Origin of the sequence: Streptomyces bluensis, from assembly GCF_014650715.1 — a bacterium.
Taxonomy (GTDB): Bacteria; Actinomycetota; Actinomycetes; order Streptomycetales; family Streptomycetaceae; genus Streptomyces; species Streptomyces bluensis.
Window position 1 is genome coordinate 95,422 of the sequence record NZ_BMVM01000011.1, and the last position, 15,172, is coordinate 110,593.

Genomic DNA, 15,172 nt, shown 5'->3' on the forward strand with positions numbered 1-15,172 from the left:
ATGGTGCACACATCGGCGAACGGCGCGCCCACCAGAATCACCCAGGGCGCGCCCACCCAGGGCGGTATAGGTGAGTCCACGCTCCGCCCCGACGGCACCCTCAAGGTCACCGGCGAGTTCGCGTACGCGTCCGACATGTGGCACGAGGACATGCTCTGGGGCCAGATCCTGCGCTCCACGGTCGCGCACGCCGAGATCGTCTCCATCGACACCAGCGAGGCCCTCGCGACACCGGGCGTGTACGCCGTCCTCACGTACGACGACCTGCCGACCGAGGTCAGGACGTACGGCCTGGAGATCCAGGACACGCCCGTCCTCGCCCACGGCAGGGTCCGCCACCACGGCGAACCCGTCGCCGTCGTCGCCGCCGACCACCCGGAGACCGCACGCCGCGCCGCCGCCAGGATCAAGGTGGAGTACCGGGACCTGCCGGTCATCACGGACGAGGCGTCCGCGACCGCGCCCGACGCGGTCCTCCTCCACGAGAACCGCACCGACCCCCACGCGGCGCACGTCCCGCACCCGAACATCGTCCACCGCCAGCCGATCATCCGCGGCGACGTGGAGCAGGCCCGCGGGCGAGCCGACGTGATCGTCGAGGGCGAGTACGTCTTCGGCATGCAGGACCAGGCGTTCCTCGGCCCCGAGTCGGGCCTCGCGGTCCCCGCCGAGGACGGCGGCGTCGACCTCTACATCGCCACCCAGTGGCTGCACGCAGACCTCCGCCAGATCGCCCCCGTCCTCGGCCTGCCCGAGGACAAGATCCGGATGACGCTGTCCGGCGTCGGCGGCGCCTTCGGCGGCCGTGAGGACCTGTCGATGCAGATCCACGCCTGCCTGCTCGCCCTGCGCACGGGCAAACCGGTCAAGATGGTCTACAACCGCTTCGAGTCCTTCTTCGGACACGTCCACCGCCACCCGGCGAAGCTGTACTACGAGCACGGCGCGACGCACGACGGCAAGCTCACCCATGTCAAGGCCCGCATCGTCCTCGACGGCGGCGCGTACGCCTCCTCCTCACCGGCCGTCGTCGGCAACGCCGCCTCGCTGGGCGTCGGCCCGTACATCGTCGACGACGTCGACATCGAGGCCGTCGCCCTCTACACCAACAACCCGCCCTGCGGCGCCATGCGCGGCTTCGGCGCGGTCCAGGCGTGCTTCGCGTACGAGGCACAGATGGACAAGCTGGCCGGGAGGCTCGGCATGGACCCGGTGGAGTTCCGCCGGCTCAACGCCATGTCGCAGGGATCCCTCATGCCGACCGGGCAGGTCGTCGACTCCCCGGCTCCGGTCGCCGAACTCCTGCGCCGCGTCAAGGCGATGCCGCTGCCGCCCGAGCAGCAGTGGCTCGTGGCCGGCGAGGACGCCGACCTGCGCCAGCTCCCCGGCGGCCTGTCCAACACCACGCACGGCGAGGGCGTCGTCCGCGGCATCGGCTACGCGGTCGGCATCAAGAACGTCGGCTTCTCCGAGGGCTTCGACGACTACTCGACGGCGAGGGTGCGCCTGGAGGCCGTCGGCGGCGAGCCGGTGGCGACGGTGCACACGGCCATGGCGGAGGTCGGCCAGGGCGGCGTCACCGTCCACGCACAGATCGCCCGCACGGAGCTGGGCGTCGCACAGGTGACGATCCGCCCGGCGGACACGCAGGTGGGCAGCGCCGGTTCGACATCGGCGTCGCGCCAGACGTACGTCACCGGGGGCGCCGTGAAGCACGCCTGCGAGCTGGTGCGCGAGCAGGTCCTGGACAGGGGCCGCCGCATGTTCGGCGCCCACCACCCGGCCTGGGCGACGGCCGAACTCCTCCTGGAGGGCGGCAAGGTCGTCACCGACGGCGGTGAGGTCCTCGCCGACCTGGTGGACGTGCTCGGCGACGAGGCGGTCGAGATCGAGCAGGAGTGGCGGCACCGGCCGACCGAACCCTTCGACCTGCGCACGGGACAGGGCGTCGGCCATGTGCAGTACTCGTTCGCCGCGCACCGGGCCGTCGTCGAGGTCGACACCGATCTCGGCCTGGTCAAGGTCATCGAGCTGGCCTGCGCGCAGGACGTCGGCAAGGCGCTCAACCCGCTCTCGGTCACCGGCCAGATCCAGGGCGGCACGACTCAGGGCCTGGGCGTGGCCGTGATGGAGGAGATCATCGTCGATCCGAAGACGGCGAAGGTACGAAACCCCTCGTTCACGGACTACTTGATCCCCACGATCCTCGACACGCCGACCATCCCCGTCGACGTGCTCGAACTCGCCGACGACCACGCCCCGTACGGGCTCCGCGGCGTCGGCGAGGCCCCCACCCTGTCGTCGACTCCGGCCGTCCTCGCGGCCATCCGGAACGCGACGGGCCTGGAGCTGAACAGGACGCCGGTACGCCCGGAGCACCTCACGGGCGCGTGAGCCGAGGAGACCGGGAGATGCTGGACATCGCCGAAGAACTGCACCGGTGGGTCGAGCAGGGGCGCGACTTCGCCGTGGCCACCGTCGTGGCCGTCGGCGGCAGCGCACCCCGCCCGGCCGGCGCCGCCCTGGCGGTGGACACCGACGGCACGGTGATCGGCTCGGTCTCCGGCGGGTGCGTGGAGGGCGCGGTCTACGACCTGTGCACCCAGGCGCTCCAGGACGGCGAGCCCGTCCTCGAACGCTTCGGCTACAGCGACGAGGACGCCTTCGCCGTCGGCCTCACCTGCGGCGGCACCGTCGAGATCCTCGTCATGCCGGTCCGCTCCGGCGACCGGGCCCGCCCGGTGCTCGCGTCCGCGCTGTCCGCCGCCGCGCGCGGCGAGGCGGCGGCGGTGGCCCGGATCGTCTCCGGGCCGGCGGAACTGCTGGGCCGCGCGCTCCTGGTACGGCCCGACGGTGGGTACGAGGGCGGTTACGAGGGCGGCTTCGGCGCCCACCCCGGGCTGGACCGCACGGTCGCGGCCGAGGCGGGCGCCTTCCTGGACGCCGGCCGCACCGGCACCCTGCACATCACAGAGCAGGGCTCGCGCTGCGGAGCACCGCTCACACTCCTGGTGGAGTCCTGGGCACCGCGGCCCCGGATGATCGTCTTCGGCGCGATCGACTTCGCGTCGGCACTCGTCCGCATCGGCAAGTTCCTCGGCTACCACGTGACGGTCTGCGACGCCCGCCCGGTGTTCACGACCGCGGCCCGCTTCCCGGAGGCCGACGAGGTCGTGGTCGAGTGGCCGCACACCTACCTGGAGCGCACCTCGGTGGACGCCCGCACGGTGCTGTGCGTCCTCACCCACGACGCCAAGTTCGACATACCGCTGCTGAGGCTCGCGCTGCGGCTGCCCGTGGCGTACGTCGGCGCGATGGGCTCCCGCCGCACCCACCTCGACCGCAACGAGCGCCTGCGCGAAGCCGGCGTGACGGAACGGGAACTGGCCCGCCTCCGCTCACCGATCGGCCTGGACCTCGGCGCCCGCACCCCGGAGGAGACGGCCCTGTCCATCGCCTCCGAGATCACCGCGCACCGGCGCGGCGGCAGCGGAGTGCCCCTGACCGGGGCACACACGCCGATCCACCACGATGTGACGTTCGGTCAGCAGAGGGGGACGTCCGGGAGCTTGGCCGACGGGTGGTCGATGTAGATGTTGCTGACGAAGCCGTTCTGGTCCCGCAGCTTGCTCCACCAGTTGTTGGTGTAGCCCTCGGCGTTCACCGTGTCGCCCTGCTTCTGGCACAGGACCCGCACGCTGGTGGGGCCGCTGAGCGTGGTCACCACCGGCGCGCTCAGGCGGGCGTCGCTGCGCACCCGGACGTCGCTGCCCCACGTCATGTACGGCGTACCGGCGCCACCGCAGGCGTTGTCGCTGGTGAGGTAGTACTGGTTGTAGCTGCCGGGGTAGGCCAGCCCGCTGCCGTTGATGACGATGTTCTGGCCGACACCGTTGTAGAGCTGCTCGTAGTGGATGTGCGCGCCGCTGGAGTTGCCGGTGCTCCCGGTGGTTCCTATCTGCTGGCCCTGTGCGACGGAGGCGCCGTTGGCGACGCTGAAGGAGCCCAGATGGAAGTAGTAGGTCCGCCAGCCGCCGCCGTGCTCGATGGAGATGTAGTTGCCCGCGCCGTTCGCCTCGTAGTAGCGGTAGGCGGTACCCGCCGCCGAGGCGAGGACCGGAGTGCCGCTGGTGCTGCCTCCGTCGGCGCGGACGAAGTCCAGCGCGCGGCGGACCTCGGCCGAGTGATGGCTGTAGGTCCACTTCTGGCCGCAGGGGTAGGGGGCCTTGAAGTTCGGTGCCGCAGCCAGGGCCGGTCCTGAGGTGGCCGCGGCGGACAGCTGGACGGGGCCGAGCAGCAGGCCGGCCAGCGTGCACAGTACGGCGGCAGCGACGGCCCACAGGCGTCTGAAACGCATCTGGCGGTGCCCCTTTCGTGGGGAGCAGCAGGAAGCCGCCGCCCGGTCGGACGGCGGACCGCGACACAAAGTAGGCAGGCGCGGTGATCTCGGCAAGGCCTTTCGCGACGTGCAAGGAGGCGTGGAGACGGCGCCTGGCTCAGGGCGTCGGCTCCTGCCGCAACAGAGCGTCCACCGCCCGTCCGAACATCCAGCGGGCCGCCGACTTCAGGGGCAGGTCCAGAACGCCGGGCAGCAGGCGCACCGACAGCTCCTCGCGCCAGAGCACCCGGGACCCTCCGTCGCCGTGCGGGCGGACCTCGATCTCCGCCCAGCCGGTGACGAACCGTCCGCGTTTGGCCAGGCGGCACAGGGCCGTGGCCGTGGGCCCCGTCGGTGGCTGCCAGGTGACCACCTCCATGGGATCGTCGAAGGCGAGGGCGCCGAGTCCCGAGCGGGCCACGAAGACCGTGCCCTCGCGGGTCGGCGGGGGAGTGAGCACCCTGACGGCGGTCAGGGGGACCACGTCGGCGTGACGTTCCCAGTGCGTGAGGCGGTGCCAGGCATGGTCGACGGGGAGCGGGGTAACGCGTTCCAGGAGGAAGAGGACCACTGGGTGATCGTAAGCAGTCATGACCGGTGCGCGTTGGCCCCGTGGACGGCGGACTCGCGCAGGGTTTCCAGGCGCGGAGGTTGCGTTGACGCGGCTCAGGCACCTGACATGAGTTCGCTCAATCGCCGCTGCGTCTTGCGGAGTTCGGCTTGCCTTGCGTCGAGCTGTCCGGCCAGGGCGTCGAGCTCCGCTCGCAGGTCAGGGCACATCTCAAGGGACGTGCCGTGATCGCCGGTGCGAGCGCAGTCGAGGTACCGCCGGATGGCCGAGGTTCCCAAGCCGGCGGAGATCATCGTCCTGATCTGGGCCACGCGGGTGACATCGGACTCGGCGTAGTCCCTGTATCCACTGCTGGTGCGAGCCGGGACCAGTAGCCCACAGTCCTCGTAGTGGCGTAGCGCTCGCGCGCTCGCGCCGGTCAGCTCGGCGAGCTCGCTGATCAGCACCGTCGATTCCTCCTCATCGGCTTGACCTTCACGCTGACGTGAACCCATACCGTCCTGCGGCATGACAACTGGAACAACCCAGCGGCGTGCCTCGATCATCCACGGTTACGGCGCATCCCCCGACGATCACTGGTTTGGCTGGCTTGCTGAGCGACTCAGGGAGCAGGGCGTCCCGACCACGATCCCGGCTCTTCCGAAACCGCACGACCCAGATCCCGCGCGGTGGACGGAAGCCGTACGCGCCGACGTGGGAACCCTGAACGAGAACTCGATAGTCGTCGCACACAGCCTGGGCTGTCTGACCGTGCTGCGCTGTCTGCGCTCTCTTCCGGACTCCTGGCACCTCGGCACCCTCGTGCTGGTCTCCGGATTCATCGACCGACTGCCCGCGCTCCCGGACCTGAACTCCTACATCGGAGGCGGCTGCGACGTGGAGGGGCTCGGCAACCACATCGGTCGGCTCACCATCATCCGGTCGGACGCAGACCCGTACGTTCCGCCTGGTCACACCGACCGTCTCGCCGACCTACTCGGAGTCTCCGCACAGGTGGTCCCCGGAGCCGGTCACTTCCTCGCTTCTGACGGCGTCACTTCACTACGCGAAGTCCTCGAAGCCATCACGCACGGCGCTCGCCCGAGGTGCTGTACCTCGTGTGGTGACGGCGGTGGTGTGCGGCAGGCATGACCCACCGCACACCCGCGCCCCACCCCGCCCCACTGCTCAGACGTCGAGCAACTCCCGCACCCGAACAGGCATCCCTGTCTCGAACGACCGGTTCGCCGCCAGCCCCGTCACCAGCGACCGCGCCCCGTCGACCGCGTCCGCCGCGCGCCCCAGCGGGTCGTGAGCCGACGGCCGGTCGCTGTCACCGCCGCCACCGTTACCGCCGCCACCGTCAACGCCGCCGAACAGGTCGGCCAGCATCCGTACGTCCCCGCCCCCGTGCCCGCCCTCACCCGTGGGCACCTTCACCTCGCGCGGGGGCTCCCAGAAGCGGCGCACCAGCAGCTCCGTGCGTCCCGCCTCGTCGCCGACCGCCGTGCCGTGCATCACCGCGCTCGCGCCGTCGGACCGTACATCGGGCCGTGTCCACGTCGACTCCTCGACCAGCAGCTCGATACGGCCCTCGCTGCCGTTGAAGGCGATGCGGTAGCCCTCCCAGGGGGCGTACGCCGTGAGGTGGTACGTCAACGTGGCCCCGGACGCGTACCGCACCAGGACCGCCATGTCGTCCTCGATGGTCACCCCGGGCCCGAACACGTTCTGGTCGCGGTGGTAGCCGTCCTCGTGCTCGGCGTCCAGATACAGGGAGGACAGGACGGAGGAGTCCGCCAAGTGGACCGCGAACGGGTCGTTCTTGGCGGCTGCCGAGCCGTGGGCGCGGTCGTAGTCGCGGGCGAGGCCCCGGCGGCGGCCCGCCTCGTCGCCGTAGAAGAACAGGCCGCCCTGGGCGTAGACCGTCTCGGGCCGCGAGCCGAGCCACCAGTTGACCAGGTCGAAGTGGTGGGTCGACTTGTGGACCATGAGGCCGCCGGAGTTGGCCTTCTCGCGGTGCCAGCGGCGGAAGTAGTCGGCGCCGTGCCGCAGGTCGAGCAGCCACTCGAAGTGCACCGAGCCGATCTCGCCGATCTCACCCGAGGCGATCAGTTCCCGGACCGCAGCATGCACGGGGTTGTAGCGGTAGTTGAAGGCGACCCGGACATCGCCGCCCGTGCGGCGCTGCGCCTGGAGGATGCGGCGGGCGCGGTCCGCGTCGATCGTCATCGGTTTCTCCGTCACCACGTCGCAGCCCGCCTCCAGGGCGCGCACGATGTAGTCGTCGTGGGTGCGGTCCACGGTGCACACCACGACGCGGTCGACGCGTTCGCGGCGCAGCATCTCGTCGAAGTCCTCGGCCGCGTAGGCCGGTACGGGCGCACGTCCCGGGTGCGCCGCTGCCAGCCAGTCGTTGTGGACGGCCATACGGTGCGCGTTGACGTCGCAGAAGCCCACCAGCTCGATCCGGTCCGAGTAGGCGCCCGCCAGCGCCTCGGTGAAGAGCTGGGCGCGGGCGCCCAGGCCCACCACGGCGGCGCGGCGGTGTCGTGGGGATGCGGTGCAGAGGTCTTGTTGTGACATCCGGATCTTCCCTAGGGTCGAGCGGGGTGGAAGCGCTTTCTACCCGGAAGGGGTGACCCACATGCCCGGAAGCAGGACAAGGACGTCCTTCAGGCCCCGCGCCGCGGCCACGGCACTCGCGCTCTGCGTGGTGCTCGCAGGCTGCTCGGGAGGGGACGGATCGAGCAGCGCCGGCGGCAAGGTCGTGCTGCGCTACACCTGGTGGGGAAACCCGGACAGGGCGGCCAGAACCCAGGAGGCCGTCGACCTCTTCGAGAAGAAGAACCCGGGGATCGAGGTGCAGACCTCGTTCTCCGGATACGACGCCTACAAGCAGAAGCTCGCCACCCAGGCCGCCGGCGGCGACGCCCCCGACGTCATGCAGCTCGACTACCGCATGATCGACCAGTACGCCTCCGGAGGCGTACTCATGGACTTCGCCGAGCAGCCGGACGCCCTGGACACCGGTGAGTTCGACGCCGGGCTCCTCGCCACCGGCAGGGTCGACGGCAAGCAGTACGCGATCCCGCAGGCCCGCGGCACCGAGACCGTCGTGTACGACACCAAGCGGTGGAAGGCCAGCGGGGTCGAGCCGCCCCGCGAGGGCTGGACATGGAGCCAGTGGGCCGATGCCATGCGGGAACTGGCGAAGAAGACGGGCAAGCCCGGCGCCACCGACCCGGGGCAGAGCGAGGACGCCTTCGAGGTCTGGCTGCGCGGCCAGGGCAAGGCCCTCTACACCAAGGACCGCGAACTCGGCTTCACCGCCGACGACCTGGCCCGCTGGTGGACCTTCACCGACAAGCTGCGCAGGGAGGGCGCCGTCTCGTCCGCCGAGCAGACCACCCAGATCGACGGCACCGTGGAGAACACCCCGCTCGGGCGCGGCTACACCATCTCCGACACCAACTGGGACGCTCCGTCCAGCGGCTTCCTCGCGCTCATCCCGGACGGGGTCACCCTCGCGCCGATGCCCTCCGGCGAGGACGGCACACCGGGCCAGTACTTCAAGCCCTCGATGTTCATGGGCGTCTCCGCCGACACGACGCACCCCAAGGAGTCCGTCCGGCTCATCGACTTCATGCTGAACGACGCGGAGGCCGCGAAGATCCTCGGCGCCACCCGCGGCATCCCCGTCAACGAGACCCTCCGGGACGCGATAGCCCCCGAACTCAAGGACTTCGACAAGACCGTCTACGACTTCCAGGCGTCCCTCGACGGCAAGCTCAACGCTCCGCCCCAGGCGCCCCCTTCGGGCGACAGCGCGCTGCAGACCACCTTCCAGCGCGACTACGACCAGGTGTCGTACGAGCGGATCTCACCCCGCGAGGCGGCCGAGAACTTCATCACCGAGGCGAAGGCGGAGCTGAGGCCATGACCACCACACAGACGAAGGCGGCCGTAAGGCCGCAGGCCGACGTCCCGAAGAAGCCCGTTCGCCGCCGACGCGAGGGCGCCGCCTGGGTGTTCCTCTCGCCCTGGGTGCTCGGCGCCTGTGTGCTGACCCTGCTCCCCATGGCCGTCTCGCTCTACCTCTCCTTCACCGACTACGACCTGTTCAACGCGCCCAACTGGGTGGGCCTGCGCAACTACACGCAGATGTTCACCGAGGACCCGCGCTACTGGCGGTCGGTGGGCGCGACCCTCACCTACGTCGTCATCGCCGTGCCCCTGCAACTCGGCCTCGCGCTCGCCGTCGCCCTCGCCCTGAAGACCATGAGGCGCGGCAGGGCCTTCTACCGCTCCGCCTTCTACGCGCCCTCGCTGCTCGGCGCCTCGATGTCCATCGCCCTGGTCTGGCGGGCGATCTTCAACGACGGCGGCACCGTGGACAACCTCTTCGGCACCGGCGGCTGGGTCAACAAGCCCGGCTGGGCGCTGTTCGCGGTCGCCCTGCTGACGGTGTGGCAGTTCGGCGCACCGATGGTGATCTTCCTGGCCGGACTCCAGCAGATTCCGGGGGAGTTGTACGAGGCCGCCGAGGTCGACGGCGCGAGCCGGTGGCGTCAGTTCCTCTCCATCACGGTGCCGATGCTGTCCCCGGTGATCTTCTTCAACCTGGTGCTCCAGACCATCCAGGCCTTTCAGGTCTTCACCCCCGCCTTCGCGGTCAGCGCGGGCAAGGGCGGGCCCGCCGACTCCACGCTGTTCTACACGCTCTACCTCTACGACCGCGGCTTCGTCGCCTCCCACATGGGCTACGCGTCCGCCATGGCCTGGGTGCTGCTGATCGCCATCGGCGCCGTCACCGCGGTGCTGTTCCGCACCTCGCGCTCCTGGGTCTTCTACGCCTCCGAGGGGGACCGATGACCACCACGACGTCAACCACCGTCGCGCGCAAGCCACTTGACTGGCGGCGCCTCGCCCTGCACGCCGGATGCCTGGCCGCTCTGCTCGTCATGCTGTACCCGCTGGCGTGGCTGCTCGCGACCTCCCTCAAGCCCGCGAACGAGGTCATCGCCAGCCTCAATCTGCTGCCCGGCAAGCTGGAATGGTCGAACTACAAGACCGCCCTGGACGGCGTGAACGACGTCTCCGTCACCCGGCTGCTCACCAACTCCCTGCTGATCGCGGGCGGCGCGGTCGTCGGCAACGTCATCAGCTGCTCCCTGGCCGCGTACGCCTTCGCCCGGCTGCGGTTCCGCTTCCGGGGGCCGCTGTTCGCGTTCATGATCGCGACGATCATGCTGCCGCACCACGCCGTGCTGATCCCGCAGTACATCATCTTCAACCAGCTCGGCATGGTGAACACCTACTGGCCGCTCATCCTGCCCAAGTTCCTCGCCACGGAGGCCTTCTTCGTCTTCCTCATCGTGCAGTTCATGCGCGGGCTGCCGCGTGAGCTGGAGGAGGCGGCGCGGATCGACGGCTGCGGCCCCTTCCGCAGCTTCTTCAGCGTCATCCTCCCGCTGACCAGGCCCGCGCTGATCACCACCGCGATCTTCACCTTCATCTGGACCTGGAACGACTTCTTCACCCAGCTGATCTACCTCTTCTCCCCCGAGAAGTTCACGCTGACGCTGGCCCTCAGGTCGTTCGTGGACGCGTCCAGCACCTCGGCCTTCGGCCCGATGTTCGCCATGTCGGTGATCGCGCTGCTGCCGATCGTGCTGTTCTTCCTCGCCTTCCAGCGGTTCCTGGTCGAGGGCATGGCGAACTCCGGGATCAAGGGGTGAGCGGGATGCGGACGACCCGCGAGGCGGGCGAGATCTTCGGCCCGCGCATGACGCTGTTCGCCGACGTGCTGAGCATCGGGTTCGCCACGGCCGTGGCCTGTCTGCCGCTGGTGACGGCGCCCGCCGCCCTGTCCACGGCGTGCGCGGTACTGCGGGGCGTACGGGAGGATCGGCCGGCCACCGCCGGGCGGTACTTCACGCTGCTGGGGCGGCGACTGCGGGTGGGCGACCTGGCGGCCGGGACCGTCGCCCTGGCGGGCGTGCTGCTGGCCCTGGCCGACCTGGCGCTCGCCGGCGCCGGGCTGCCCGGCGCCCCGGCCTTCGCTCTCGCCGCCGCGGCCATCAGCGCGTCCGCGGCCGTGGTCGGCCTGCGCGCCTGTGGCCGGCCCGAGTCGGTCACCGACTGGCCCGCTGCGGTACGGGCGGCCGCCCGCGACACCGTACGCGACACGGGCGGCAGCGCACTCGTCCTGCTCGCCCTCGCGGCGGCCGCGCTGTGCGCGTGGGCCCTGCCGCCGCTGCTGTTCCTGGTGCCGGGCCCGCTGGCCATGGCGCTCACCGCCGTCCATGTACGGGGCACCGGACCGGACGCTTACCGGCTAGGGCAGCGCTGAGCGGCCGCGGGCGGCGGCGCGGTGTGGCGTCCGCGTAGCGGGGGGTGACGAACAGGCGAGTTTGCGGGCGAAGCGGCTCGGGGTGTTTGAGTCAGCCGTGGCAGGGCGACCCGTGTGAGCCCAGGGTCCCCTACACCGTCCGGGACGGAGCGCACCATGACCCGCTACGCCGTGGTGATCCCGACCCTCGTCCGCGACACGCTCGCCGACTGTCTCGCCGCGCTCGCCGCCGCGACCGGACCGGCGCCCGCCGAGATCGTGCTCGTCGACGACCGGGCGGGGGCCGTCCCCGGGCCGCTGGAGCACCCGTTGAGCGTGCTCGGGGACCTTCGGGACCGTACGACGGTGGTGAGCGGCGGCGGCCACGGACCGGCCGCCGCACGGAACTCCGCGCTGCGGCGGGTCACATCGCCGTGGGTGGTCTTCCTCCATGACGACGTACAGGTCGGACCGCACTGGTGCGAGCAGGTGGCCGCGGACCTGGGCGAGGCGTCGCCCGAGACCGCCGGGGTGCAGGGCGTGATCACCGTACCGTTGCCCGCGGAGCGCCGCCCCACCCAGGGGGAGAGGACCACGGCGGGGCCGGCCCGGGCACGGTGGAGCACCGCCGACATGGCGTACCGCACGGACGTCCTCAAGCAGGTCGGCGGCTTCGACGAGCGCTTCCGGCGGGCCCACCGCGAGGACACCGACCTGGCGCTTCGTGTCCTGGACGCCGGATGGCGTGTCCGCCGCGGCCGGCGGAGCACCCGCCACCCCGTGCGGCCCACCGGCCGGTGGGTGTCGGTGCGGGCTCAGCGAGGCAACGCCGACGACGCGTTGATGCTGCGGCTGCACGGGCCGGGCTGGCGGGCCAGGGCCGCGGTGCCGCGCGGCCGGGTACGGCGGCACCTGGCGATCACCACGGCGGGAGTTGCCGCGTGCGTGCTCGCGGCGACCGGGCGCGGGGCGGCTGCCGCGGTGGCCGCGGGGGGCTGGGCCGTGGGGACCGGGGAGTTCGCCTGGGCCCGTGTCGCGCCGGGGCCGCGGACGCGGTACGAGGTCACTACGGGGCTTGTCACGAGTGTTGTCATTCCGCCTGTCGCCAGCTGGTACTGGCTTACTGGGTTGTGGCGTTATCGGGGGGCCCTGCCGTGGCGGGAGGGTCGTCGTTGATCGCGTGGACGCCGTAGGTGGTTCGGTTGTATGGCGGCTGCGGGTGTGTCGTGGCTGGTCGCGCCCACGCGGCGGAGCCGCACAGTGTCACAGCCCCGTGCCCCTGAAAGGCCGCTGCGCGGCCCCCGCGTCACCTCGCCCCATCTGCCGCCCAGTGCCGTCGGCCGCGCCGCCGGCCGTTCACTTGCGGCCCACCGCGTCCTGGCCGTCGAGAGCCTCGTGCGCGGCCTCCGCAGGCGCTGTGGTGCCCTCGGCCGCCGGGTGCGCCGGCCGGCGGAGGCGGGCGGTGAGGTGCAGGGCGACGGGCTCGGTCCAGCGGGCGGTGAGCGGGCCGAGGATCACCAGGATCAGGACGTACGCCGTGGCCAGCGGGCCGAGGGACGGCTCGATGCCCGCCGTGACGGCGAGCCCGGCGATGACGATGGAGAACTCGCCGCGGGCCACCAGGGTGCCGCCCGCCCGCCACCGTCCCTTGACCGAGATCCCGGCGCGGCGGGCGGCCCAGTAGCCGGTGGCGATCTTCGTGGCCGCAGTGACCAGGGCCAGGGCGAGCGCCGGCAGCAGCACGGGCGGGATGCTCGCGGGGTCGGTGTGCAGTCCGAAGAAGACGAAGAACACGGCGGCGAACAGGTCCCGCAGCGGGGCCAGCAGGCTGTGCGCACCCTCGGCGACCTCCTGCGACAGGGCGATGCCGACCAGGAACGCGCCCACGGCCGCGGACACCTGGAGCTGCTGGGCGATCCCGGCGACCAGCAGGGTCAGCCCGAGGACGACCAGCAGCAGCTTCTCGGGGTCGTCGCTGGAGACGAAGCGCGAGATGTGCCGCCCGAAACGCACCGCGACCAGCAGGACGAGCCCGGCCACACCGAGGGCGATGGCCAGGGTGAGGCTGCCCGCCGCCAGACCCGCCCCGGCCAGCAGCGCCGTGACGATCGGGAGGTAGACGGCCATCGAGAGGTCCTCCAGGACCAGGATGCTCAGTACCACCGGGGTCTCCCGGTTGCCGAGTCGCCCCAGGTCGCCCAGCACCTTGGCGATGACACCGGAGGACGAGATCCAGGTGACGCCGGCCAGCACGACCGCGGCGACCGGACCCCACCCGAGGAGCAGCGCCATGGCGGCGCCCGGCAGCGCGTTGAGCGCGGCGTCGACGAGCCCGGCCGGGTACTGGGTCTTGAGGTTGGAGAGGAGGTCGCTGGCCGTGTACTCCAGGCCCAGCATGAGCAGCAGCAGGATCACGCCGATCTCGGCGCCGATCGCCACGAACTCCTCACTGGTGCCCAGCGGCAGCAGCCCGCCCTCCCCGAAGGCGAGACCGGCCAGCAGGTACAGCGGGATCGGCGACAGCTGGAAGCGCCCGGCGAACCGGCCGAGCAGCCCCAGACCCAGGATGATCGCGCCGAACTCGATCAGGAAGACCGCGGAGTGCATCGTTCACTCCCGCCCGAGTATCGCCGCGGCCGTCTCCACACCCTCGCGGGTGCCGATCAGGATCAGCGTGTCGCCGCCCGCCAGCCGGAAGTCCGGCGTGGGGGAGGGAATGGCCTCGGCGCGGCGCAGCACGGCCACGATCGAGGCGCCGGTCTCGGTACGCATCCGGGTGTCGCCGAGGACGCGGCCGTTCCAGTACGAGGTGGAGGACAGTTCGACGCGCTCCGCCACCAGGCCCAGCTCGGTCGTGGACAGCAGGTTCGGGCTGTGGTGGTCCGGCAGCAGCGCGTCCACCAGCGCCGCCGACTCGCCCGTGGTCAGCCGCAGGGACAGCGCGCACGCGTCCGGATCGTCCTCGCGGTACGCGCTCACCGTCCTCGTCCCGTCCCGGTGCGCCACGACCGACAGCCGGCGGTGCTCCCGTGTCGTCAGGTCGTAACGGACCCCGATCCCCGGCAAGGGTGTACTGCTCAGGCGTGGCGTACCCACGACCGTCCTCCAGTCTGGATCGTCGGCGTCTCGGCGACGCCGGTAGGGACAACCGGAGGGCGGGCCCACCATCCGGGCGGCACACAGAACCGGTGACAGCCCTGTCGGCCGGTCGGCGGCACTCTCCACGGAACGACCGCGGACCCTCCGTGGCAGTCCTTCCGGGCCGCCCGTGCACTACACCCTAACCGGGGTCAAGTGCGCAGGCGGGGGCGCCCCCGGTGAGTGAGATGGGACAATCCGCTTCCCGGAGGAGCGGGTTGCGGCCGCAGGGCGGTCCGCGGTGCCACCGCGGGGCGACGTGGCGGTGAGGGAAGGGAGCGTGGCCGTGGTCGAGTGGGTCCGGATCGGCAGCGGGGGACGGGCTGTTCCCGAGCCGGTCGCCACACCGTTCGTCTGGTCGGGGGCCTTCGGCGGTGCCGTGGTCTTGATGGCGGTCTTCACCCTGCTCGGTGGTGTCGGCCGCCCCACACCCGCCCTGGTGGCGCTGTCCCTGCTGGCCGCGCTCCTCGGAGTGTGGGCGCGGTTCGTCGCCGCGCCCGGAACGGCCGTGCTGTGCTGGCTGTTCCTCAACGGCTTCGGCATACCGCCCGCGGGCACGCTCAGCTGGGCCGGTGAGCGCGACGCGTTCTGGCTCGGCTGCCTGTTCACCGCGGCCCTCACGGGCACGGCCGTCGCCCGCGTCGTCAACGCCCGCGCCGCGTACCGCCGCATCACCCCGCAGCAGGGCCCGGCGTATGGGCCGCCAACCGACGGCGACCTGTTCTGACGGGCCGTTCGCGAGGACGACCCCGGGCGTGCCCGGCGGCGCGCA

At 71.4% G+C, this 15,172-nt stretch carries 15 protein-coding genes; 9 read left to right on the forward strand and 6 right to left on the reverse strand.

Annotation, left to right across the window (positions count from 1 at the left end; translation table 11 throughout):
• On the forward strand, positions 1–2,394 hold the full coding sequence (gene pucD / locus IE262_RS25460) for a xanthine dehydrogenase subunit D (protein WP_189876832.1): 2,394 nt from the start codon (positions 1–3) through the stop codon (positions 2,392–2,394).
• Positions 2,395–2,411: 17 nt separating this feature from the next.
• Entirely contained in the window at positions 2,412–3,593 is a 1,182-nt protein-coding gene (locus IE262_RS25465; protein WP_189876835.1) for an XdhC family protein, read from the forward strand.
• Here IE262_RS25465 and IE262_RS25470 read toward each other — a convergent pair.
• The 3 genes from IE262_RS25470 to IE262_RS25480 all read right to left on the reverse strand — a co-directional run bounded on the left by IE262_RS25470 (position 3,545) and on the right by IE262_RS25480 (position 5,395).
• On the reverse strand, positions 3,545–4,357 hold the full coding sequence (locus IE262_RS25470; RefSeq protein WP_189876838.1) for a peptidoglycan DD-metalloendopeptidase family protein: 813 nt from the start codon (positions 4,355–4,357) through the stop codon (positions 3,545–3,547). The genes IE262_RS25465 and IE262_RS25470 overlap by 49 nt on opposite strands.
• Positions 4,358–4,496: 139 nt before the next feature.
• Positions 4,497–4,949 (reverse strand): SRPBCC family protein, encoded by a 453-nt coding sequence (locus tag IE262_RS25475; RefSeq protein WP_189876842.1) that lies wholly within the window; start codon positions 4,947–4,949, stop codon positions 4,497–4,499.
• A gap of 95 nt (positions 4,950–5,044) precedes the next feature.
• Positions 5,045–5,395 carry a MerR family transcriptional regulator gene (locus IE262_RS25480; RefSeq protein ID WP_134028425.1) on the reverse strand — a complete coding sequence of 117 codons (351 nt, stop codon included), beginning with the start codon at positions 5,393–5,395 and terminating at the stop codon, positions 5,045–5,047.
• A gap of 61 nt (positions 5,396–5,456) precedes the next feature.
• Between IE262_RS25480 and IE262_RS25485 the strand changes: the two genes are divergently transcribed.
• Positions 5,457–6,080 (forward strand): RBBP9/YdeN family alpha/beta hydrolase, encoded by a 624-nt coding sequence (locus IE262_RS25485; RefSeq protein ID WP_134028423.1) that lies wholly within the window; start codon positions 5,457–5,459, stop codon positions 6,078–6,080.
• Positions 6,081–6,116: 36 nt separating this feature from the next.
• On the opposite strand, the gene IE262_RS25490 is transcribed toward IE262_RS25485, so the two are convergent.
• The gene (locus IE262_RS25490; protein WP_189876845.1) at positions 6,117–7,514 is read right to left on the reverse strand and encodes a Gfo/Idh/MocA family protein; all 1,398 of its coding nucleotides are present in this window, start codon (positions 7,512–7,514) and stop codon (positions 6,117–6,119) included.
• Between the two features lie 61 nt (positions 7,515–7,575).
• Here IE262_RS25490 and IE262_RS25495 point away from each other — a divergent pair, with 61 nt between their 5' ends.
• The 5 genes from IE262_RS25495 (at position 7,576) to IE262_RS25515 (ending at position 12,438) form a co-directional block, all read left to right on the forward strand.
• The gene (locus IE262_RS25495; protein ID WP_134028419.1) at positions 7,576–8,871 is read left to right on the forward strand and encodes an ABC transporter substrate-binding protein; all 1,296 of its coding nucleotides are present in this window, start codon (positions 7,576–7,578) and stop codon (positions 8,869–8,871) included.
• The gene (locus tag IE262_RS25500) at positions 8,868–9,803 is read left to right on the forward strand and encodes a carbohydrate ABC transporter permease (RefSeq protein ID WP_134028417.1); all 936 of its coding nucleotides are present in this window, start codon (positions 8,868–8,870) and stop codon (positions 9,801–9,803) included. The genes IE262_RS25495 and IE262_RS25500 overlap by 4 nt, the downstream gene beginning before the upstream one ends.
• Positions 9,800–10,669 carry a carbohydrate ABC transporter permease gene (locus IE262_RS25505; protein ID WP_134028415.1) on the forward strand — a complete coding sequence of 290 codons (870 nt, stop codon included), beginning with the start codon at positions 9,800–9,802 and terminating at the stop codon, positions 10,667–10,669. Before IE262_RS25500 ends, IE262_RS25505 begins: the two co-directional genes overlap by 4 nt.
• A 5-nt stretch (positions 10,670–10,674) precedes the next feature.
• On the forward strand, positions 10,675–11,283 hold the full coding sequence (locus IE262_RS25510; protein ID WP_189876847.1) for a hypothetical protein: 609 nt from the start codon (positions 10,675–10,677) through the stop codon (positions 11,281–11,283).
• 156 nt (positions 11,284–11,439) lie between these two features.
• A complete protein-coding gene (locus tag IE262_RS25515; protein WP_189876850.1) occupies positions 11,440–12,438 on the forward strand; it encodes a glycosyltransferase family 2 protein in 999 nt (332 codons plus the stop codon).
• Between the two features lie 180 nt (positions 12,439–12,618).
• Here the strand turns inward: IE262_RS25515 and IE262_RS25520 are convergent, their stop codons facing one another.
• A complete protein-coding gene (locus IE262_RS25520) occupies positions 12,619–13,869 on the reverse strand; it encodes a cation:proton antiporter (protein ID WP_134028411.1) in 1,251 nt (416 codons plus the stop codon).
• A 3-nt stretch (positions 13,870–13,872) separates the two neighbouring features.
• A complete protein-coding gene (locus tag IE262_RS25525) occupies positions 13,873–14,358 on the reverse strand; it encodes a cation:proton antiporter regulatory subunit (protein WP_229877463.1) in 486 nt (161 codons plus the stop codon).
• Between the two features lie 328 nt (positions 14,359–14,686).
• Between IE262_RS25525 and IE262_RS25530 the strand changes: the two genes are divergently transcribed.
• Positions 14,687–15,127 carry a hypothetical protein gene (locus tag IE262_RS25530; RefSeq protein ID WP_134029018.1) on the forward strand — a complete coding sequence of 147 codons (441 nt, stop codon included), beginning with the start codon at positions 14,687–14,689 and terminating at the stop codon, positions 15,125–15,127.
• The last annotated feature ends 45 nt before the right edge of the window (positions 15,128–15,172 follow it).

Bases quoted from the DNA above. Each gene is read 5' to 3' on its own strand.
- pucD (WP_189876832.1), top strand. From the start codon at position 1: ATGGTGCACACATCGGCGAACGGCGCGCCCACCAGAATCACCCAGGGC.
- IE262_RS25465 (WP_189876835.1), top strand. From the start codon at position 2,412: ATGCTGGACATCGCCGAAGAACTGCACCGGTGGGTCGAGCAGGGGCGC.
- IE262_RS25470 (WP_189876838.1), bottom strand. From the start codon at position 4,357: ATGCGTTTCAGACGCCTGTGGGCCGTCGCTGCCGCCGTACTGTGCACG.
- IE262_RS25485 (WP_134028423.1), top strand. From the start codon at position 5,457: ATGACAACTGGAACAACCCAGCGGCGTGCCTCGATCATCCACGGTTAC.
- IE262_RS25490 (WP_189876845.1), bottom strand. From the start codon at position 7,514: ATGTCACAACAAGACCTCTGCACCGCATCCCCACGACACCGCCGCGCC.
- IE262_RS25495 (WP_134028419.1), top strand. From the start codon at position 7,576: ATGCCCGGAAGCAGGACAAGGACGTCCTTCAGGCCCCGCGCCGCGGCC.
- IE262_RS25500 (WP_134028417.1), top strand. From the start codon at position 8,868: ATGACCACCACACAGACGAAGGCGGCCGTAAGGCCGCAGGCCGACGTC.
- IE262_RS25505 (WP_134028415.1), top strand. From the start codon at position 9,800: ATGACCACCACGACGTCAACCACCGTCGCGCGCAAGCCACTTGACTGG.
- IE262_RS25510 (WP_189876847.1), top strand. From the start codon at position 10,675: ATGCGGACGACCCGCGAGGCGGGCGAGATCTTCGGCCCGCGCATGACG.
- IE262_RS25515 (WP_189876850.1), top strand. From the start codon at position 11,440: ATGACCCGCTACGCCGTGGTGATCCCGACCCTCGTCCGCGACACGCTC.
- IE262_RS25520 (WP_134028411.1), bottom strand. From the start codon at position 13,869: ATGCACTCCGCGGTCTTCCTGATCGAGTTCGGCGCGATCATCCTGGGT.